We start from the raw sequence: 21,831 nt of genomic DNA on the forward strand, positions 1-21,831 counted from the left end.
GAGGGTGAAGCCCTCTTGGTTCATCAAGGGGGCGTACTCGCCCAGCGGTCATAGGCTTCACGCGCCAAACGCGCCAACAAGGCGCGTTCGCTGCGATCGTAATCAGTCCTCAGTGCTTCACAGCGCTGTAGAAACTCGCTTTCGTTGATCACTTGCTCATCGACCTGAGCCTGGACGGCTTCCATGCGCTGATGCAGGGGTTGCACCAGTTCTTCAAATCGCTGAGCATGAAACTCCCGCGCGTATCGCTCCCAGAAAGGCCGCTGTGCCAACGAAGCAATCAGGGCCTCCGCTGACTCGTTCTGCAATACCGTGTCCTGGGCACGCAGCAGATCAGTGGTGGTGACGTTGGCAAAACCCGGAAAATGCATTTCGTCGATCTCGAGAGGCAAGCCCAGCGGATGCGCAAGGCGCTGCCGGTAGAAAAGCCTGACCTCGATCTCATCGATATGGGGCGCCTGCTCCACATGCATGCGTTGTACGTGCAGCGTAGCCAGGCGGTCGACCTCGTCCAATCGATACAAGCCACGGCCCAGGCTTACCAAGCGTGTCTCCATCCTGCTGCCGTGGGCATCCTCGACAGCCCGCAGCACCAGCACACCAAGCTCCATCTGCTCCAGCAGTATCAGCAGACGGTCTTCACAGCTGCGTGGGCCAGATGCCTCGAGAAACAGTTGTTGACGTAACTGCTCGTGCTGTTCGCACGTTTCCAGAATCCGCCAGATACGGCTGCGGTAATGCCCGGGATGCTGTTCAAAATCCTCGCCGTGGACGAAGTCTGCCAGGAAGCGAAACAATCCATCTGATCGAGGTTCTTCAAGCAGCGCTGTCCATACGGCTTGCTGGTGATCACGCTCAGCACCAGCTGTACTGTTGGCCCAGGTATTGAACAGGTCACTGTCGATTGCCCTATGGCGCGCGGACGCCGACCCCCACTGCCCCGGGGTCACCCCTCGGGCCTCATCAAGCAGCACCCCGTCAGCTTCACCAAGAGGATTGTCGTGCAAGGACAACTGCTGCATCTGCAAGCGCAGCTGCTGCAACTCCCGACGCAGTGTGCGGATGTTGTTGTTACGCACGTCCACATGAGCACGAAAGGAAATCCGCTCAGGCAACGCTTGGAGGCCGGCAGAGCGCAAGTTGACCTCACGCAAGTTGCCGAGGCGGGTCAGCACCGGCGCCCTTCCCAGCGGATTGTGGCTGAGGTCCAGGTACCGCAGGGAGCTCATCCCGGCAAGACGCAGTTCACCGCCCTCGTCCATGATCACCCCGTTACCCCGCAGGTTCAGCTGCCGCAGGCGCGGCATCTGCTCAATGCCGTAAGGGATCGCCGTCAGCCGATTGCCGGACAGGTCGAGCTCAACCAGGTTGGGGAAGCGCCGAAGGAAGTCGCCATCGATTTCACCAAGGCCGAGGTCACTGAGGATCAGCCGTCTTACATGATCAAAGCTCACCCCCTCCGGCAAAGCCGGCAGGCTACCGACCCGTTCGCCAGTGATAATCAGCGCGTAGTCCCCAGCCTCGTCAGTTATCTTGCGCCGCCAGCTTCGCCGTACGGCGGTTGCGACCCGACGGCGGCGTAGCGCGTCGAGCGGGTTACTGGCATCCCTGCGCCACTGGCGCAGGCTCTGCCGCAGGCGCGCCAACTGCCCCGTCAGCTGGCGGTAGTGCTCCCACAGCCCTACTCTTCGCTCCATCAGATCGAGCAGATAGGCCTGCAGCTGCCCGTCCGTCATGGTCGGGAACACTTGGTGAATACCACGCCCCAAGGCACGCCGACTGCCCTCACCTCGCCCACTCAAGGCATAACCGATACGCCCATCTCCGAAACGGGTCGGCGGTCGCAGGCCAACGCCCAGTCGGCGCATGCCACACAGCTCAGCCGCTTGGGTGCGATCACCGGCAGCGGCCTCGATCAGCAACGAGCCCAAGGTGCCTGGGCTGGCAGCAGCATTGCCGAGATCGGCTGTCTGCGCCTCGTCCAGGGCAGCCAACAGTGCCGCCAGATAAGGGCCGGATGTGCCTTGACCGGCAGCGCGGTAGCCGTCGCTGTGGCGCACGATGTACCGTACATCGTGCGCAGTCTCGGCGCCGACGCCAACCAGATATCTTCCACTCGGGCTCCCTTCGCGCAGTTCGATGCGCATGGCGTCCGGCCAGTTCAGCTGACGCTTCAGCAAGCCCAAAGCCAGGCGTTCGGTGTCGGGGTTGACGCAACGCGGCAGATACAAACCCGCACAGGCCCTGTCCAGGCGGCTTTCGCGCAGTGACCAGCGTGCGCGCTCGGCCAATGCCAAAGGGATCCGCTGGGCGCTACTGAGCGTGTCGAGCTGCGCACCGCTGCATTGCTGAAGCAGCTCACGCGTACAACGAGCCGACAGGCCCGGGAAAGCGCGCTGCACCATCCGCTCGATGCCATTGGGCTGCACTTGCCTGGCAGCAACGTACTGCGCCAGCTGCGGCGCGCTGAAGTCTGGATGTAATTCATGCGCCTGATAGAGCTCCAGGGCATCGAGCAACCGTGCCGGTGCGCCCATGTGTTCGACGTGCAACCGGCGAATTTGCGCTTCACTCAGCCCTGTAACCTGGAGCAGGTAGTCGCATGCCTCTTCCGGTATTTCTGCCAGAGGGGTACTCAGCCGGCGTACCAGGTTGGCCCGCCCCTCCCAGTATTGGGGCGCTTCGAGTTCATGGCGCCAGCCGCCGGCGCCATTCTGCTCGATCACCGGCCGGTAGGCACTGGGACGACCAGGGTGCTGGATCCTGGAGCGACCATCCTGCGGATCCTCCTTCACCCGATAGCATCCCTCATCGAGGTGCCATAACCATTCCTGAGCGCCGACGCCCCGCACAGGCTGCGCGTCGTAACCCGGCAGATCCGTGGCCATGAGCTTGACCTTGCCGGCGGAGTTGCACACGGGTGCCAAGTCATCCACGAAGGCCAGACGCTCAAGGGCGCGCACGGCAATCTTGCTGCCAGCAGCGATCATCCCACCGACCACGACGTTTTCGGCAACATTGAAAAGGTGGTTCATCGCCCCTTCGCGATCACCGATGCGCCAATCTTCGTACCCTTCGTAAACTTCGCCAGCAATCTGAACCGCGTTTGCCACCAGCAGCACTTCGCCAAGCACCGGCACGAAGGCCCCCGCCACGTTCAGCAAATTCATACCCAGCTCTTTGTAGCCCTGCATGCGCGCTTCGCGGTCTTCGTCATCTTCGACATCGGTGGGCACGGCGAGCACTTTGGCGTCATCCCTGATCTTGGCGAGGTATTGCCGGCGCAGCAGTACAAACGGCGTGTCAGTGACCGGTGCGGAACGGGCGTCAAGTTCCACGTCGGCGGCCTGTGCCTGTGCGACCCGTTCGTTCAACACCCGATAGAAATTGATCCGCTCACGCTCGCTAATGAAGCGTGCGAAAAAGCGACGATATGCCGGCTCCCGGAAGCGCTTTCCAAGGTACTTGTCGAGTGCATCCCAGCTGGCATGACGGGAGACGGGCTGACGAGGGTCATTGGGGATCCAGAGCACCACCGACTCCACTGGGCCATCAGCTGAAGAGCCCAGTTCCAGCGCCAGCACGCCTTGAACTGGGCGGCCCAAGAGGTACAACTGTCGGGGAACTACACTGCCGACCAGCGCGGGCACCACCGGCTTTTCGGCGACCTGTGGCAACAGGAAAAAATACGTGCGCTCGTCAATTTCCTGTTTGAACGCAGCGATCCGCATCGCCACCTCGAAATTGGCCTTGAAACTCGCCTCCAACAGCCGGTGCAGGCGGGAAACAGCCTCACCTGGCGCATCCTGCGGGCCATCTTCGGGCTGTAAATGATGCTTGAGCAACGCCTGGTACTTGCCGCCGGCGTCGACCTCGCGACACGCAGAGGCGAATGCTTGAAAGCTCATCGACAGGCGCTTGCCGTTGCCATCGACCAGTTCACCTTTGAGCATCAGACCGGGCCGTGTTTCCTTGCGATGGTAGTTATGCAGCGCCGCCTCCAGCAATGAGCGCCTGGAGCGGCGAACATAGGTGGGCCGCAGCAGGGCAGGCGAAGCGCTGGGCAGCAACAGCCGCTGCGACACCCTCACCTTCCAGCCAGTCACGTCCGGCTTGCTGAAGCCGCTCTTGCGCAGCTTCGTCTTGAGCAGCTGTGCGGCGTAGGCCTGCAAGGAAGGGATGGCCTGGAGGATCGGGCCAAGCCGAGCATTGCAGTTCGCCTGGCGGCGCAGGGCGTTACGCAGCGCATCGAGCCGTTCCGGCTGGGCGTGGTCGACTAACCATCCAGGCAGGTTTTGGGCGATCAGGCTATCGATGGAATCGCTCGGGGACCGGGGCGGGGGCATCTGTGAAATTCTCCAGGCAAAGAGAAGAGCACACTACGTCTGGGCCCTTGCCACGCACTGCATAGTTACCGCAGCCGGTGCCTGGAGGTGTGCCTGCGCACGTTCGGATAACCGAACGCGCAGACGATATTTATTCGGTATAGCGAACCCCAGTGAGCGCTCGAGACTGTCAAGTGCGAGCAATACAGGGGGTTTAAGGTCGACAGCAGGGCTTGGCACGAGTCATGCTCTACACTTGGTAGCCGAATGCACCCGCTTCTTGTTGTATTCGTTGAACGAAAGAGTCCGCCAACGGCTCCATAAAAAAAACAAACACGTCGAGGAAAATTTGATGCGTATCGTTCGTCAATTGCTGGGCGCCGCCATCGCGGCCGCTGTGATCGCTTCGCCGGCCATGGCCGAAGAACTGACCGGCACCCTGAAGAAGATCAAGGATTCGGGCACCATCACTCTGGGCCACCGCGACTCCTCCATCCCGTTTTCCTACCTGGCCGGCAAGCCCGAGCCCGTGGGTTATTCGCATGACATCCAGCTGGCTGTCGTCGATGCCCTGAAGAAGCAACTGGGCACCGACATCAAGGTCAAGTACAACCTCGTCACCTCCCAGACCCGCATCCCGCTGGTGCAGAACGGCACCGTCGACCTGGAGTGCGGCTCCACCACCAACAACGTCGAGCGCCAGCAGCAAGTTGGCTTCTCGGTCGGTATCTTTGAAGTCGGTACCCGCCTGCTGACCAAGGTCAAGGACGGTCAGCCTGCTTACAAGGACTTCCCGGACCTGGCCGGCAAGAACGTGGTGACCACCGCTGGTACCACCTCCGAGCGCCTGCTCAAGGCGATGAACGCCGACAAGCAGATGAAGATGAACGTGATTTCCGCCAAGGACCACGGTGAAGCGTTCAACATGCTCGAAAGCGGCCGCGCCGTGGCCTTCATGATGGACGACGCCCTGCTCGCCGGCGAAATGGCCAAGGCCCGCAAGCCGGCGGACTGGGTCATCACCGGTACCCCTCAGTCGTACGAAATCTACGGCTGCATGGTGCGCAAGGATGACGCGGCCTTCAAGAAAGCGGTCGATGACGCCATCGTCGGTTACTTCAAGTCGGGCGAAGTCAACAAGAGCTACGACAAGTGGTTCCAGCAGCCGATTCCACCAAAGGGCCTGAACCTCCAGTTCCCGATGAGCGACGAGCTGAAGAAACTGATCGCCGAGCCGACCGACAAGGCGGCGGACGAGAAGAAGTCCTGATCCCCGGTTAATAGTGGCCTGGTGCGCATCCGCACACGATTCAACCGACAGGCCACGCATTAGTGTCTACCCTTTCATCCGAGGGCGCCCAGCGCCCCCGGATGCTCGAAGGTGCCCGTGAAACAACCGTCTGAGGGGAAATCCCGATGAATTACAACTGGGACTGGGGCGTGTTCTTCAAGTCCACCGGCGTCGGCAGCGAGACCTATCTGGACTGGTACGTCACCGGTCTGGGCTGGACGATCGCCATCGCCATTTCCGCCTGGATCATTGCCTTGCTGCTGGGGTCGGTGCTGGGCGTCATGCGTACCGTGCCCAACCGTCTGGTATCGGGTATCGCCACCGCCTACGTGGAGCTGTTCCGCAACGTGCCGCTGCTGGTGCAGCTGTTCATCTGGTACTTCCTGGTGCCGGACCTGCTGCCCGAAGGGCTGCAGGAATGGTTCAAGCAGGACCTCAACCCGACCACCTCGGCACTGATCAGCGTGGTCATCTGCCTGGGCCTGTTCACCGCCGCCCGCGTGTGCGAGCAGGTGCGCACCGGCATCCAGGCCCTGCCACGCGGCCAGGAAGCCGCCGCCCGGGCCATGGGCTTCAGCCTGCCGCAGATCTACACCAACGTGCTGCTGCCGCAAGCCTACCGGATCATCATTCCGCCGCTCACTTCGGAATTCCTGAACGTGTTCAAGAACTCTTCGGTAGCGTCGCTGATCGGCTTGATGGAACTGCTGGCCCAGACCAAGCAGACCGCCGAGTTCTCCGCGAACCTGTTCGAGGCCTTCACCCTGGCCACGCTGATCTACTTCACCCTGAACATGGGCCTGATGCTGCTGATGCGCATGGTCGAGAAGAAAGTCGCCGTGCCTGGCCTGATCTCCGTGGGGGGCAAGTAAATGGAAATGGACTTCAGCGAAATCATCCCTGCCCTGCCGGCGCTGTGGGAAGGCATGCTCATGACCCTGCAACTGATGGTCATGGGCGTGGTAGGCGGTATCGTGCTGGGCACCCTCCTGGCCCTGATGCGCCTGTCATCGAACAAGCTGCTGTCGCGCGTGGCCGGTGCCTACGTCAACTACTTCCGCTCGATCCCGCTGCTACTGGTCATCACCTGGTTCTACCTGGCGGTGCCGTTCGTGCTGCGCTGGATCACCGGCGAGGACACCCCGGTGGGTGCCTTCACCTCGTGCGTGGTGGCGTTCATGATGTTCGAGGCCGCCTACTTCTGCGAAATCGTCCGCGCGGGCGTGCAGTCGATCTCCAAGGGCCAGATGGGCGCCGCACAAGCCCTGGGCATGACCTACGGCCAGACCATGCGCCTGATCATCCTGCCCCAGGCCTTCCGCAAGATGACCCCGCTGCTGCTGCAGCAGAGCATCATCCTGTTCCAGGACACCTCGCTGGTGTACACAGTGGGCCTGGTGGACTTCCTCAACTCGGCACGCTCCAACGGCGACATCATCGGGCGCTCCCATGAGTTCCTGATCTTCGCCGGTGTCGTGTACTTCATCATCAGCTTCTCCGCTTCGTGGCTGGTCAAGCGCCTGCAAAAAAGGATCACCGTATGATTTCCATCAAGAACGTCAACAAGTGGTACGGCGACTTCCAGGTGCTCACCGACTGCACCACCGAAGTGAAGAAGGGTGAGGTGGTAGTGGTCTGCGGTCCGTCGGGCTCGGGCAAATCCACCTTGATCAAATGCGTCAACGCGCTGGAGCCGTTCCAGAAGGGTGACATCGTGGTTGATGGCACCTCGATCGCCGACCCGAAGACCAACCTGCCCAAGCTGCGCTCGCGGGTCGGCATGGTGTTTCAGCACTTCGAGCTGTTTCCACACCTGACGATCACCGAAAACCTGACCATCGCCCAGCGCAAGGTGCTGGGCCGCAGCGAGGCGGAAGCGACCAAGAAGGGCCTGGCCCTGCTCGACCGCGTCGGCCTAAGCGCCCACGCCAAGAAGCATCCTGGCCAGTTGTCAGGCGGCCAGCAGCAGCGCGTGGCTATCGCCCGGGCCCTGTCGATGGACCCAATCGTCATGCTGTTCGACGAACCAACCTCGGCGCTGGACCCGGAAATGGTCAACGAAGTACTCGACGTGATGGTCGAACTGGCCCATGAAGGCATGACCATGATGTGCGTGACCCACGAAATGGGCTTCGCCCGCAAAGTGGCCAACCGCGTGATCTTCATGGACAAGGGCAATATCATCGAGGACTGCCAGAAGGAAGCGTTCTTCGGCGAACCGAGCGCCCGCCACGAACGTACCCAGCACTTCCTTAGCAAGATCCTGCAACACTGATTTTGCATCACTGGATCGGTCGGCGCCGCTGCCCTTCGGGCAGCAGGCGCTGGTCGTGACAAGGCCACTGTGATGAAATGCGACCCTTCGCTTCTTCTCCCTGCCAAGCCTGCCGTGAAATCCCGCCTGCTCCGCCAATTGCTATTGCCACCACTGGTCATCCTGCTGATGGTCGGTCTTGGGGTGGCTGGCTACCTGATCAGCGAAAACAATGGCATCCGCACGCTCAGCGAAAACGGCGAACGCCAGCTGGAGCTGCACGCGCGCACGGTGGAAAGCGAGATCAGCAAGTACACCTACCTGCCGAGCCTGCTAGAGCTGGAAGACAGCGTCTCGCACCTGCTTACCGACCCGGACGGCGGCTCGCGCCAGACGGTCAACGAATACCTTGAGGGCCTGAACCGGCGCAGCCGCAGCCGGGCCATCTTCGTCCTCGATACCAATGGCCGGGTCCAGGCCACCAGCAACTGGCGCGATGCCGATTCGTTCCTGGGTGAGGACCTGTCGTTCCGCGCGTACTTCCAGACGGCCGTGCGCGGTGAACCCGGGCGTTTCTACGGCATTGGCAGCACCACTGGCGAAGCCGGCTACTACCTTGCCCATGGCCTGGAAGAACACGGCAAGATCATTGGCGTGGCAGTGATCAAGGTGCGCCTGGACACGCTTGAAGAGCGCTGGCAGCGTGCGCGCCTGGAGGCGTTCGTCAGTGACGAGAATGGCATCATCATTCTTTCCAGCGACCCGGCCCGGCGCCTGAAGTCGGTGCGCCCGTTGACCCCGCAAATCAAGGAGCGCCTGGCGCGCAGCCTGCAATACTACTGGTGGCCACTGAACGAGCTGCAGCCTCTGGGCCGCGAAACCCTGGCCGATGGCGTGGAAAAACTGACCTTCCCGGCCAACAGCGAAACGGCCCAGGGCAAACCCCATGAAGTTGCCTACCTGGCACAGACGCGGCGGCTGGCCGATACACCGTGGCACTTCACCCTGCTGACCCCGCTGCAGGATTTGCGCCGCGAGTCCATGGTGCAAGGCATTCTGGTGGGGGTGGCTTTCGCCCTGCTGGCTATCCTCGGCATCGCCTGGAACGAGCGGCGCAAGGTCATCGCCACCCGGCTGGCGGCACGCGAGGCGCTGGAAGAAGCCAACAGCCAGCTGGAGCGGCGGATTACCGAACGCACCGCTGACCTGCGCGCCAGCAACGAACGCCTGAAAGGCCAGATTCGCGAGCGCCGGCATGCCGAGCAAACCCTGCGCCACGCCCAGGATGAACTGGTACAGGCCGGCAAACTGGCCGCTATCGGGCAGATGTCCACCAGCATTGCCCATGAGCTGAACCAGCCTCTGGCCGCGCTGCGCACCTTGTCAGGCAATACCGTGCGCTTCCTCGAGCGCGGGGCACTGGAAACCGCCAGCACCAACCTGCGCACGATGAACGACCTGATCGACCGCATGGGCCGCATTACCGCCAGCCTGCGCTCGTTCGCCCGACGCGGCGACGACAGCGGTCAGGCGTCGCTGGCCAAGGCGGTAGAAGCCACGTTGCAGGTACTGGCCAACCGCATCAGCGCCTGCCATTTGCAGTTGCACCCGCAGTTCGACGACCAGCAACTGGCGATCGACCAGACCCGCCTGGAGCAGATTCTGGTCAACCTGATCGGCAACGCCCTCGACGCCATGGCCGCGCAACCGCTGCCCGAGCTGTGGCTCGAGGGCGAATTGCAGGGTGACAAGTACCGCCTGCAAGTACGCGACAATGGCCACGGTATCGACGCCGAGGCACGCAAGCACTTGTTCGAACCTTTCTTCACCACCAAACCGGGCGAACACGGCCTGGGCCTGGGCCTGACCTTGTCGGCGAGCCTCGCTGCCGCCGCCAAGGGCAGCCTCAACGTCGAGCACCCCGCCACTGGCGGCACGGCCTTCGTCCTGGCCCTGCCGCTGGTTTCTCCCCCTACCGAATCGGCAGAGCAACCATGAACCAAGCGCCTCTTACTGTCCTGATCGTCGAAGACGACCCGCATGTGCTGCTCGGCTGCCAACAGGCGTTGGCCCTGGAAGACATCGCCTGCGAAGGCGTGGGCAGCGCCGAACAGGCACTGGAGCGCATCGGCGACGATTTCGCCGGGATTGTCGTGAGCGATATCCGCCTGCCGGGCATCGATGGGCTGGAGCTGCTGAACCGCCTCAAGGCCCGCGACCGGAGCCTGCCGGTGGTACTGATTACCGGCCACGGTGATATCGACATGGCGGTCGGCGCCATGCGCAACGGCGCCTACGACTTCATGGAAAAGCCGTTTTCCCCCGAGCGCCTGGTCGACGTGGTGCGCCGCGCTCTGGAACAACGCGGGCTGTCACGCGAGGTGCTTGCCCTGCGCCGTCAGCTCGCCGAACAGAGCAGCCTGGAGGGGCGCATCATTGGCCGCTCGCCAGCCATGGAGCACCTGCGCGAACTGATCGCCAACGTCGCCGACACCTCGGCCAACGTACTGATTGAAGGCGAGACCGGCACCGGCAAGGAACTGGTCGCCCGCTGCCTGCACGACTTCAGCCGCCGCCATGGGCAGCCATTCGTGGCGCTGAACTGCGGTGGCCTGCCGGAAAACCTGTTCGAGAGCGAGATTTTCGGCCACGAAGCCAATGCCTTCACCGGTGCCGGCAAGCGCCGCATCGGCAAGATCGAACATGCCAATGGCGGCACGCTGTTCCTCGATGAAGTGGAAAGCATGCCGATCAACCTGCAGATCAAGCTGCTGCGCGTGCTACAGGAGCGCACCCTGGAGCGCCTGGGCTCGAACCAGAGCATCCCGGTGGACTGCCGGGTCATCGCCGCGACCAAAGCCGACCTCGACAGCATGGGCCAGAGCGGCCAGTTCCGCAGCGACCTGTATTACCGGCTGAACGTGGTAACCCTGGAGCTGCCGCCACTGCGCGAGCGCCGCGAAGATATCCTGCAACTGTTCGAACATTTCCTGCAGCAGTCGGCCCTGCGCTTCGACCGCGAAACACCGACGCTGGACAGCCAGACCCTTTCACGCCTGATGGCCCATGACTGGCCAGGCAACGTGCGTGAATTGCGCAACGTCGCCGAGCGCCATGCCCTCGGCCTGCCAGCCTTCAAGAAAGGCCCCAGCGGAAGCGCCAGCCAGGGTCTGGGCTTTGCCGAAGCGGTAGAAGCGTTTGAGCGCAACCTGCTCAGCGATGCCCTGCAACGCACCGGCGGCAACCTGAGCCAGGCCAGCCAGGAGCTGGGCATGGCCAAGACCACGCTGTTCGACAAAGTGAAAAAATACGGCCTCGGCTGACCTCAACCCCAACTGGAAAGACAACGTGGACCTGGTATTCAAAGCCGCCCTTGGCGCTGGCGTAGTCGTGCTGCTGGCAGTGCTGTCGAAGACACGCAACTATTACATCGCCGGGCTGGTACCGCTGTTCCCCACCTTCGCCCTGATCGCCCACTACATCGTCGGCAAGGGGCGCAGCATCGCCGACCTGAAGACCACCATCCTGTTTGGCATGTGGTCGATCATTCCGTACTTCGTGTACCTGGCGACCCTGTATGTGCTGGTCGACCGCATGCGCCTCGAGGCGTCGCTGGCGCTGGCCACGGTGGCGTGGCTGATGGCAGCGACCGTGCTGGTGACTGTGTGGGTACGGATGCACTGAGCGAAATCGCCGCGGGCTTCAGAGCCCTGCGATGTGCGTGACCTCTTGCCTGTGCGCCTGCAAATAAGGCAACACGGCCCCCAGCAACGGCGCCTTGAACGGTTCCTGGAAGCGGTGCGCCAGCCCCGGGATCAGGCGCAGCTGGCTGCCCTGGATATGCGCCGCCAGGTGCACGCCATGCATCACCGGCAACAACGGGTCGGCCGTACCGTGCACCACCAGGGTCGGTACCCGCAGTTGATTGAGCAACGCAACGCGGCTTGGCTCGGCCAGTATCGCCATGATCTGGCGCTTGGCCCCGTCCGGATTGAATGCGCGGTCGTATGCCACCGCCGCCTGTTGCAACAACACTGCGCGGTCGTCCCGCACCTCGGGGCTGCCCAATGCCGCCAGCAGGTCAGCCTGTTGCTCGATAGCCACCTCACGGTTCGGCGCGCTGCGCCGGGCCAGCAACTGCACCAGCGCCGGGTCGGGAGCCGGCAACCCCGCCGCCCCTGAGCTGGACATGACCAGTGTCAGGCTGCGCACGCGCTCGGGCGCCATCGCCGCCAGGTGCTGGGCAATCATGCCGCCCATGCTCACGCCCAGCACATGAAACTGGCGCACACCCAATGCATCCATCAGGCGCAAGCCATCATCGGCCATGTCGGTCAGGGTATAGGGTGCTGCCACGGGCAAGCCCAGCTTGTAGCGCAGCAGCTCGACCGTGAGGTTGGCCGACGGCGGCATCTGGTTCCAGCGCGACAGGCCGACATCGCGGTTGTCATAGAGGATCACTCGAAAACCTTGCTGGCACAACGCTTCGACCACATCGTCCGGCCAATGGATAAGCTGCCCGCCCAGGCCCATCACCAGCAGCAAGGCCGGGTCGCGCGGCGCGCCGACGCTCTGGTACACGAGGCTGACGGCACCGAGTTCGGCACGCTGCACCGGCACATGGGCGTCACAGCGCTGTTCGGCAAAACTTGCCGGCACACTCAACAGGAAGAACAGAAAAAGCCAAAAAGCCCGCATGAAAGAAACACCAGAATGCAGATCCCCAGTAGAACGCGAGTCTGATGAATTCTGTTCGGGCGCGCTGCCACAGTTCGGTGACATTTTCATGACTGCCGCCAGACGGTGCGGCCGATAGTCCAGTCGACAGCAGCGCCAACATGAGGGAAACTCAACTCATCCCCTGTTTACTCATATTTGAGCCCCGGAGTCAGCCGTGCTGGAGATCCGCCACCTGAAAACCCTTCATGCCCTGCGCGAGGCCGACAGCCTGGTGGAGGCCGCCGAGCGCCTGCACCTGACCCAGTCGGCGCTGTCGCACCAGTTCAAGGAGCTGGAAGAGCGCCTGGGCCTGCCGCTGTTCGTGCGCAAGACCAAGCCGATCCGCTTTACCAGCGCCGGGCTGCGCCTGCTGCAACTGGCCGATGCCACCCTGCCGCTGCTGCGCGGCGCCGAGCGCGACATTGCGCGCCTGGCCGGCGGCACTGCCGGGCGCCTGCACATGGCCATCGAATGCCACAGTTGCTTCCAATGGCTGATGCCGACCATCGACCAGTTCCGCGATGCCTGGCCAGAAGTAGAGCTGGACCTGGCTTCCGGCTTTGCCTTTGCCCCGCTGCCGGCACTGGCCCGCGGCGACCTGGACCTGGTGGTGACTTCCGACCCGCTGGACCTGGCTGGCATCACTTATGTCCCGCTGTTCACTTACGAGGCGATGCTGGCGGTCGCCAACCAGCACCCGTTGGCCAGCAAGCCCTACGTGGTGCCGCAGGACCTGCTTGACCAGACGCTGATCACCTACCCGGTGGAGCGTGACCGCCTGGATATCTTCACCCGGTTCCTGGAGCCGGCCGACATCGAGCCGGCCGCCGTGCGCACGTCGGAACTGACGGTAATGATGATGCAACTGGTGGCCAGCGGCCGGGGCGTATGCGGCATGCCGCACTGGGCGCTGCACGAGTACAGCTCGCGTGGCTATGTGAAGGGCAAGCGCCTGGGGGAGAAAGGGCTGTTCGCCACGCTTTATGCTGCCGTGCGCACCGACATGCTCGATGCGCCGTACATGCGCGACTTCCTGCTGACCGCCAAAGACACCTCGTTCGCCACCCTGGACGGCGTCAGCGCGGTACGCTGACTGCCTGGCGATACAGCGGCAGAATAAGGTCACGGGTCAGCGGTGCCAGCTGCATCGCTGGCGCCTGGTCGGCAGCCAGCCATACCACCTCTTCGATCTCCGCAGCCGGGACGACCGCAGCCGCGCTGTCGACACGAAACAGTTCAGCTTGTACCTCGAAGCCCGGTTCGTTGGCGGCCGGGGCGCTGAACTGGCCTAGGTGCACTGCCTGGGCCGGGTCGATGTGCAAGCCCAGTTCCTCGTGCAGTTCGCGCACAAGTGCCTGGACCGGTGTTTCGCCGGCATCGATCTTGCCGCCGGGCTGCATGAAGGCTTCGGTGCCCCGTTTGCGTACCAGCAGGGTGCGGCCCTGCGGGTCGATCAGCAGGGCGGCGGCGATGCGGATGGTGTTAGCCATGGGCTGGGCTCGGTGAAAAATTGGCTGGGGAGGATCCCATGGGGTCACTGCCCTGACAAGACCGCTGTTTGCTGTGCCTTCCCTTTCGCCAGGACAGGCTTTGGCGGGCCTGCCAGACGAACGGCCCCTTGCCAAAGGGACCACGCCCCTCCATAACCAACTCATGAACCTGCCCGCCAAACACCACCCGGTGCTCGAGCTGTTCCACCCCGCTGTAAGCACCTGGTTCCGCCGCCACTTCGCCACGGTCACCGCTGCCCAGGCCCAGGCCTGGCCGTTGATCCATGCCGGCCAGTCGATGCTGCTGGCCGCCCCAACCGGTTCGGGCAAAACCCTCAGCGCGTTCCTCGCGGTGCTCGACGAACTGTTCCGCCAAGGCCTGGAGCAGCAGGCCGAGCTGCCCGCGCGCACTCAGGTGATCTACGTTTCACCGCTGAAGGCGCTGTCCAACGACATCCGCCTGAACCTGCAGGCCCCACTCGAAGGCATCAGTCAGGCCCTCGCAGACCAAGGCCTGAGCGCCCCACGCATCACCACCGCCGTGCGCACCGGCGACACCCCGCAGAAAGAACGTGCCGCCATGCGCAAGCAGGCCCCGCACATTCTGGTGACCACCCCAGAATCGCTGTATGTGCTGATGGGCTCGGCCTCTGGCCGCGAAGGCCTGCGCAGCGTACACACCGTGATCGTCGACGAAATCCATGCCTTGGCCGGCAACAAGCGCGGCTGCCACCTGGCGCTCACCCTGGAGCGCCTGCAAGCACTGTGCGACCGGCCGCTACGGCGTATCGGCCTGTCCGCCACGCAACGCCCGGTCGAGCGGGTTGCGCAGTTCCTGGTCGGCAGCGGGCGCCCCTGCGCCATCGTCGATGTGGGCCATGCGCGCCAGCGCGACCTGGCCATCGAAGTACCCCCGGTACCCTTGGGCGCAGTGATGGCCACCGATGTCTGGGGCCTGGTCTACGACCGCCTGGCCACCCTGGCCCGTGAACATCGCACCACCTTGGTATTCGTCAACACCCGGCGCCTGGCTGAGCGTATCACCCGACACCTCAGCGACCGCCTGGGCCAAACGGCAGTGGCCGCGCACCATGGCAGCCTGTCCAAGGAGCTGCGCCTGGATGCCGAGCAGCGACTCAAGCGCGGCCAGCTGCAAGTGCTGGTGGCCACCGCATCACTGGAACTGGGCATCGACATCGGCGACGTCGACCTGGTTTGCCAGATCGCCTCTCCGGGCTCGATTGCCGCATTCCTGCAAAGAGTGGGTCGCGCGGGCCACCAAGTCGATGGCATACCCAAGGGGCGCTTGTTCCCCACCTCACGCGATGACCTGATCGAATGTGTGGCGCTGCTCGACTGCGTGCGCCGGGGCGAACTGGAGGAGCTGCACATCCCCCGGGCACCGCTGGACGTACTGGCCCAGCAAATCGTTGCCGAAGCCAGCAACCAAGCGTGGCACGAGCAGGCCCTGTTCGACTGCCTGCGCCAAGCCACCCCCTACGCCGAACTCGACCTGCACCACTACGAGGCGCTGCTGCGCATGCTGGCCGAGGGCTACAACGGCCGCCAGGGCGTACGCAGTGCCTACCTGCACCGCGATGTGGTGATCGGCACCCTGCGTGGCCGCCGAGGCAGCCAGCTGACCGCACTGACCAGCGGCGGCACTATCCCCGACAATGCCGACTACAGCGTGTTGCTGGAACCGCAGGCGTTGAACATCGGCAGCGTCAACGAAGACTTTGCAGTGGAGAGCATCGCTGGCGATATCTTCCAGCTGGGCAATGCTTCGTATCGCATCGTGCGCGTCGAGCCGGGCCGGGTACGGGTGGAGGATGCTCATGGCCTACCGCCCACCATTCCATTCTGGCTGGGCGAAGCACCGGGGCGCAGTGATGAGCTGTCGGCTGCCGTGGCCCGGCTGCAAGCCTGTATCGACCGCCAGCTGACGCAGGCCTGCGGTGACGTCGCCGAGGTGCTGGCGTGGTTGCAAGGCACGTTCGAACTGGGCGAAGACAGCGCCGCCCAGTTACTTGACTACCTGGCTCGCACCCGCGAAGTGCTCGGCGCCCTGCCCTCGCAGGACACGCTGGTGATGGAGCGTTTTTTCGACGAATCCGGTGGCACCCAGCTGATCATCCATTCGCCCTATGGCAGCCGCATCAACCGCGCCTGGGGCCTGGCCCTGCGCAAACGCTTCTGCCGCACCTTCAACTTTGAGTTGCAGGCGGCCGCCAGCGAGGACGCCATCGTGTTGTCGCTGTCGACCAGCCATAGCTTCGAGCTCGATGAAGTATGGCGCTACCTGAACAGCCGCAGCGCCGAGCCAATCCTCATCCAGGCAGTGCTGGACGCGCCGCTGTTTGGCGTGCGCTGGCGCTGGAACGCCGGTGTGGCCATGGCCCTGCCGCGCTTTGTAGGTGGACGCAAGGTGGCGCCACAAATACAGCGAATGAAGAGCGAAGACCTGGTAGCGGCCGTGTTTCCCGACCAGCTCGCCTGCCTGGAAAATATCGTAGGCGAACGGCAAATCCCCGATCACCCACTGGTCGAGCAAACCCTCGACGACTGCCTGCACGAGGCGATGGACAGCGAAGGCTGGCTGGCACTGTTGCGGCGCATGGAAAGCGGTGCGGTGCGCCTGCTATGCCGCGACCTGCCCGCCCCTTCGCCACTGGCTGCGGCGATTCTGAACGCCCGGCCATATGCGTTTCTCGACGATGCGCCGCTGGAAGAGCGGCGTACCCAGGCGGTGCTGAACCGGCGCTGGAGCGAGGTGCAAAGCGGCGACGACCTCGGCGCGCTGGACGTCGATGCCATCGCCGCCGTCACGGCCGAGGCCTGGCCGCAGCCGGGCAACCCCGACGAAATGCACGAAACCCTGATGGGCCTGGGCGCCATCAGCCAGGCAGAGGTCGAGGCCAACCCCGGCTGGGATCTGCTGCTAAGGCAACTGGCCAAGGCCGGGCGGGCCATGCGCCTGGCCGATGAAAAACTCTGGTTGGCCCGTGAGCGCCTGAACCTGATGCTGGCACTTTACCCAGCAGCGCGTCTGGAGCCGGTGCTGGAACTACTCCCCGGCTTCGATCTGGTCATCGACCCCGATACTGCCCTGAGCGAACTGCTGCGTGCCCGCCTGAGTGGCTGCGGCCCGCAGACCCAAGCCCAGATTGCGGCCCCGTTGGGCCTGGCCGCAGTAAAAATCGAACAGGCCCTGGCCCAGCTGGAAGCCGAAGGTTATGTGCTGCGCGGGCATTTCAGCCCTGGTGCCGACGAACTGCAATGGTGCGAGCGCCATTTGCTGGCGCGCATCCACCGCTACACGGTGAAGCGCCTGCGCCGCGAGATCGAACCGGTCAGTCTGCAGGACTTCATGCGCTTTCTGTTCGACTGGCAGCACCTGGCGCCTGAAGAGCGCCTTCGTGGGCCACAAGCAGTGACCGAAGTGCTGGGCCAGTTGCAGGGTTTCCCCAGTGCGGCGGGGGCCTGGGAGGCCGAGTTGCTGCCGGCGCGTATCAAAGACTACAGCCCGCAGTGGCTGGATGATGCCTGCCGCAGTGGGCAGTTCGCCTGGAGCCGGCTGGCCACCACCGTGTCGAGCAATACCTTGTCGAGCACCCCGCTGGTGCTGCTTGCGCGTGAGCATCTGAGCCTGTGGCGCAGCCTTGCGCCTGCACCCTCCCCGGAACGCCTGGGGCCGCGTGCGCAACGCGTGCACGACGTGCTGCGAACACAGGGCGCGTTGTTCTTTGACGAACTGACACAGGATGCACACCTGCTCCCCAGCGAACTGGAAATAGCGTTGCAGGAACTGGTCGGTGCTGGCCTTGTGGGCGCCGACAGTTTCACTGGCTTGCGCAGCCTGATTACCCCGGCGGCGAAGCGCGCGTCACGCAACAGCCGACGCGGTCATGCGCCGTTGTCCAGCAGCATGTCCCATGCCGGGCGCTGGGCATTGCTGCGCATTGGCACTGTGGACGACAGCCAGCGCCTTGAGCACATCGCCCACACCCTGCTACGGCGTTATGGCGTGGTTTGCTGGCGGCTGCTGGAGCGCGAGAGTGATGTGCTGCCGCCTTGGCGTGAACTGCTGCGCTGCTATCACCGGCTAGAGGCGCGTGGCGAAATCCGGGGCGGGCGCTTCATTGCCGGGCTGGCCGGTGAACAGTTCGCCTTGCCGGAAGCCGTGGGTTTGCTGCGGCAAGTGCGGCGGCGGGAAGTGGACGGCACGCTGCTGGTGGTGAGCGCCAGTGACCCGCTGAACCTGATCGGGTCGTTGCTGCCGGGGGCGAAGGTGCCGGCGGTAAGTGGCAATCGCCTGCTGTTTCGCGATGGGGTGCCGGTGGCGGTGCGGGTGGCGGGGCGCTTCGCGTACCTGGTCGAGGCACCAGCACCAGAGCAGGAGCGCTGGCGGCAGAAGCTGCTACGCAGCCCCGTGTAAAGCCGTTCGTGCTGAGTATGCGCCCCGGCCAGGCAAATCGCGCTCGACTCGAGAATGATTTTCGCTACCCCGATTTTAATTTGCAGGGCCCGGCAACTTGGCTATGGTCGGGGTTTGCCTCCAGGCCCTGAGCCTGACCGCGCCATCGCAAGGACCCCGTATGAGCCTGTCACTTCTCAGCCGCTACGCCTTCTTCGCCGCCTGTGTTCTGTTCACCCTGGTGAGCCTGCCCTTCACCCACCACGAGTGGCTATGGCCGTTTACCCTGACCACCGGAATCCTCAGCCTGATAGGCCTGTTCGACCTGGTGCAGCAGCGCCACGCGGTACGCCGCAACTACCCGATCCTGGGCAACATCCGCTACCTGGTCGAGGCCATTCGCCCGGAAATCCGCCAGTACCTGCTGGAGTCAGACAGCGACGCCCTGCCGTTTTCCCGCGCGCAGCGCTCGCTGGTGTATGCCCGGGCCAAGAACGAAGCCTCGGACAAACCGTTCGGCACCCTGATCGACGTGTACGAGTCGGGCTTCGAGTTCATCGGCCACTCCATGCGCCCGGCGCCCCTGGCCGACCCATCCAGCTTCCGTATTGTCGTCGGCGGGCCACAGTGCAGCCAGCCGTATTCAGCGTCGATCTTCAATATCTCGGCAATGAGCTTCGGCTCGCTCAGCGCCAATGCCATCCGCGCGCTGAACCAAGGCGCAAAGCTGGGCAATTTCCACCATGACACCGGCGAGGGCAGCATCAGCCCGTACCACCGCGAACACGGTGGTGACCTGGTCTGGGAACTGGGCAGCGGCTACTTCGGTTGCCGCACGCCAGACGGGCGCTTCGACCCCGAGCGCTTCGCCGCCCAGGCGCGCACCCCGCAGGTACGCATGATCGAGATCAAGATGAGCCAGGGCGCCAAGCCCGGCCATGGCGGCATCCTGCCCAAACACAAGGTCACCCGGGAGATTGCCGAAACCCGTGGCGTGCTGATGGGCGAAGACTGCATCTCGCCATCACGCCACAGCGCCTTCTCCACCCCCATCGAGATGATGCAGTTCATTGCCCAGCTGCGTGAGTTGTCTGGCGGCAAGCCGGTGGGCTTCAAGTTCTGCCTGGGCCATCCGTGGGAGTTCATGGGCATCGCCAAGGCCATGCTGGAAACCGGCATCCTGCCAGATTTCATCGTCGTCGATGGCAAGGAAGGCGGCACCGGTGCGGCGCCTGTGGAGTTCACTGACCATATCGGCGTGCCGCTGCGTGAAGGCCTGCTGTTCGTGCACAACACCCTGGTCGGGCTGAACCTGCGGGACAAGATCAAGCTGGGCGCCAGCGGCAAGATCGTCAGCGCGTTCGACATCGCCAGCGTGCTGGCCATTGGTGCCGACTGGGCCAACTCGGCGCGCGGCTTCATGTTCGCCATCGGCTGTATCCAGTCGCAGAGCTGCCACACCAACAAGTGCCCGACCGGCGTAGCCACGCAAGACCCGTTGCGCCAGCGTGCGCTGGTGGTGCCGGACAAGGCACAACGGGTGTTGAACTTCCACCACAACACCTTGCGGGCCCTGGCAGAAATGCTTGCCGCCGCGGGCCTGGAGCACCCGGCACAACTGGAGGCCAAGCACTTGGTGCGGCGCATCTCGGCGACCGAGATCAAGCTGTTCTCGCAGATGCATGTGTTCTTGAAACCGGGTGAGTTGCTGACCGGCGAAGTGAATGGCCAGTTCTATTCACGAATGTGGCAACTGGCGCGGGCGGACAGCTTTGAGCCGCACAGTGAGGTGGCGGCCTGACAGGGCGCCGGGGCCGCGAAACGGCCCCGGCTATTTCACATCAGGAAGCGCTACTGGCCACTCCCTGCACCTCTTTCGGCGCCAGGCGGAAGGTGTAATACAGCACCGTCAACAGCACCAGGAAGGCCGGGCCGATATACAGCGCCACCCGGGTATCCTCGAAGTAGGCCATCAGGCCAACCACCAGCACCAGGAAGGCCAGGGCCAGGTAGGAGCTCAGCGGCCACAGCCACATGCGGTACTTCAGCCCCTTGCGCTCGGCAACGGTGAGGCTGGCACGGAATTTCAACTGCGCCAGCAGGATCATCACCCAGGTCCAGATCGCACCGAAGGTGGCGATCGAAGTTACCCAGACGAACACCTTCTCGGGCACCAGGTAGTTGGCCAGCACGCCCAGCAGCAGCGCGCCGATCGACAGCAGCAGCGCATTGCGTGGGACGCCGTTCTTCGAGGTACGGGCGAAGGCCGCTGGCGCCTGGCCGTTCTGCGCCAGGCTGTAGAGCATGCGCCCGGTGCTGAAGATACCGCCGTTGCACGACGACAGTGCCGCAGTGATGACCACGAAGTTGATGATGCCGGCAGCGGTCTTGATGCCGAGGCGCTCGAATGTCATGACGAACGGGCTGCCTTGGCTGCCGATTTCGTTCCACGGGTAGATCGACAGGATCACGAACAGCGCACCCACGTAGAACAGCAGGATGCGCCAGAACACCGAGCCGATTGCCTGCGGAATGGTCTTTTGAGGGTTGCGCGCTTCACCTGCGGTCAGGCCGATCATTTCCACGCCCAGATAGGCGAACATCACCATCTGCAGCGACATCAGTACCCCGGTCACGCCATTGGGCATGAAGCCGCCGTTGCTCCACAGGTTGGAGATCCCCACTGCCACACCGTCATTGCCAAAGCCGAAAGCAATGATGCCGATGCCGCCGAGGACCATGGCGATGATGGTGACGATCTTGATCAGGGCGAACCAGAACTCGAATTCACCGAAGGCCTTCACCGCCACCAGGTTGACCGCCCCCATGCTGCCAAGCGCCGCCAAGGCCCAGATCCAGCGTGGTACGTCGGGGAACCAGATGCCCATGTAGATGGCCACCGCAGTGATTTCGGCAACGCAGGTAACCAGCCACAGGAACCAGTAGTTCCAACCGGTGAGGAAACCCGCCAGCGGGCCGAGGTAGTCCTGGGCATAACGGCTGAACGAGCCGGCGACAGGGTTGTGCACGGCCATTTCGCCAAGGGCGCGCATGATCACCAGAATGGCCAGGCCGCCGATGATGTAGGACAGCATGATGGCCGGGCCGGCCATTTCGATGGCCTTGGCCGAACCGAGGAAAAGACCGACACCGATACAGGCGCCCAGCGCCATCAGACGAATGTGCCGTTCGCCCAGTTCGCGCTTGAGCGGGCCGCCTTCAGTGGCATGGCCGTGGGCAGGGTGGTTGCCGACTGGCATAGCAATACAACCTCATTTTGTTATTGGATTGACCTTCGTGCAGCAGCGGCCCTGCCGATAGGCGTGGCGTTGGCT

General features: G+C 63.6%; 14 protein-coding genes. 10 read left to right on the forward strand and 4 right to left on the reverse strand.

What is annotated here, in order from left to right; genetic code table 11:
* Positions 1-23 precede the first annotated feature (23 nt).
* Positions 24-4,346 carry an NEL-type E3 ubiquitin ligase domain-containing protein gene (locus tag OO258_RS02735; RefSeq protein WP_266028781.1) on the reverse strand — a complete coding sequence of 1,441 codons (4,323 nt, stop codon included), beginning with the start codon at positions 4,344-4,346 and terminating at the stop codon, positions 24-26.
* Positions 4,347-4,677: 331 nt separating this feature from the next.
* Between OO258_RS02735 and OO258_RS02740 the strand changes: the two genes are divergently transcribed.
* From OO258_RS02740 to OO258_RS02770, 7 genes are all read left to right on the forward strand, one after another.
* On the forward strand, positions 4,678-5,595 hold the full coding sequence (locus OO258_RS02740) for a glutamate/aspartate ABC transporter substrate-binding protein (protein ID WP_110742774.1): 918 nt from the start codon (positions 4,678-4,680) through the stop codon (positions 5,593-5,595).
* 146 nt (positions 5,596-5,741) lie between these two features.
* A complete protein-coding gene (locus OO258_RS02745) occupies positions 5,742-6,488 on the forward strand; it encodes an amino acid ABC transporter permease (RefSeq protein ID WP_110742772.1) in 747 nt (248 codons plus the stop codon).
* The gene (locus tag OO258_RS02750) at positions 6,489-7,160 is read left to right on the forward strand and encodes an amino acid ABC transporter permease (RefSeq protein WP_266028782.1); all 672 of its coding nucleotides are present in this window, start codon (positions 6,489-6,491) and stop codon (positions 7,158-7,160) included.
* Complete coding sequence (locus OO258_RS02755; protein ID WP_266028783.1) at positions 7,157-7,891, forward strand: amino acid ABC transporter ATP-binding protein; 735 nt, start codon at positions 7,157-7,159, stop codon at positions 7,889-7,891. Before OO258_RS02750 ends, OO258_RS02755 begins: the two co-directional genes overlap by 4 nt.
* 72 nt (positions 7,892-7,963) lie before the next feature.
* Positions 7,964-9,868, forward strand: a complete 1,905-nt coding sequence (locus tag OO258_RS02760) for a sensor histidine kinase (RefSeq protein ID WP_266028784.1) — start codon at positions 7,964-7,966, stop codon at positions 9,866-9,868.
* Positions 9,865-11,193, forward strand: coding sequence for a sigma-54-dependent transcriptional regulator (locus tag OO258_RS02765; protein WP_266028785.1), 1,329 nt, complete (start codon positions 9,865-9,867; stop codon positions 11,191-11,193). The genes OO258_RS02760 and OO258_RS02765 overlap by 4 nt, the downstream gene beginning before the upstream one ends.
* Before the next feature lie 25 nt (positions 11,194-11,218).
* Positions 11,219-11,554: a GlpM family protein gene (locus OO258_RS02770; RefSeq protein ID WP_110742762.1), complete on the forward strand. Its 336-nt coding sequence runs from the start codon at positions 11,219-11,221 to the stop codon at positions 11,552-11,554.
* Between the two features lie 18 nt (positions 11,555-11,572).
* Here the strand turns inward: OO258_RS02770 and OO258_RS02775 are convergent, their stop codons facing one another.
* Positions 11,573-12,568, reverse strand: coding sequence for an alpha/beta fold hydrolase (locus OO258_RS02775; protein ID WP_266028786.1), 996 nt, complete (start codon positions 12,566-12,568; stop codon positions 11,573-11,575).
* A 196-nt stretch (positions 12,569-12,764) separates the two neighbouring features.
* Between OO258_RS02775 and metR the strand changes: the two genes are divergently transcribed.
* Positions 12,765-13,682 (forward strand): transcriptional regulator MetR, encoded by a 918-nt coding sequence (gene metR, locus OO258_RS02780; protein ID WP_110742758.1) that lies wholly within the window; start codon positions 12,765-12,767, stop codon positions 13,680-13,682.
* On the opposite strand, the gene OO258_RS02785 is transcribed toward metR, so the two are convergent.
* Complete coding sequence (locus OO258_RS02785) at positions 13,666-14,079, reverse strand: NUDIX hydrolase (protein WP_266028787.1); 414 nt, start codon at positions 14,077-14,079, stop codon at positions 13,666-13,668. The two genes, metR and OO258_RS02785, sit on opposite strands and share 17 nt — an antisense overlap.
* Positions 14,080-14,242: 163 nt before the next feature.
* Here OO258_RS02785 and OO258_RS02790 point away from each other — a divergent pair, with 163 nt between their 5' ends.
* Both OO258_RS02790 and OO258_RS02795 read left to right on the forward strand, forming a co-directional pair.
* Complete coding sequence (locus OO258_RS02790; protein WP_266028788.1) at positions 14,243-18,517, forward strand: DEAD/DEAH box helicase; 4,275 nt, start codon at positions 14,243-14,245, stop codon at positions 18,515-18,517.
* Positions 18,518-18,677: 160 nt separating this feature from the next.
* On the forward strand, positions 18,678-20,297 hold the full coding sequence (locus OO258_RS02795; protein ID WP_266028789.1) for an FMN-binding glutamate synthase family protein: 1,620 nt from the start codon (positions 18,678-18,680) through the stop codon (positions 20,295-20,297).
* Positions 20,298-20,337: 40 nt separating this feature from the next.
* Here the strand turns inward: OO258_RS02795 and OO258_RS02800 are convergent, their stop codons facing one another.
* Positions 20,338-21,756, reverse strand: coding sequence for an amino acid permease (locus tag OO258_RS02800; protein ID WP_110742752.1), 1,419 nt, complete (start codon positions 21,754-21,756; stop codon positions 20,338-20,340).
* Positions 21,757-21,831 lie beyond the last annotated feature (75 nt).

The organism is Pseudomonas sp. DCB_BI, assembly GCF_026240995.1.
Taxonomy (GTDB): domain Bacteria; phylum Pseudomonadota; class Gammaproteobacteria; order Pseudomonadales; family Pseudomonadaceae; genus Aquipseudomonas.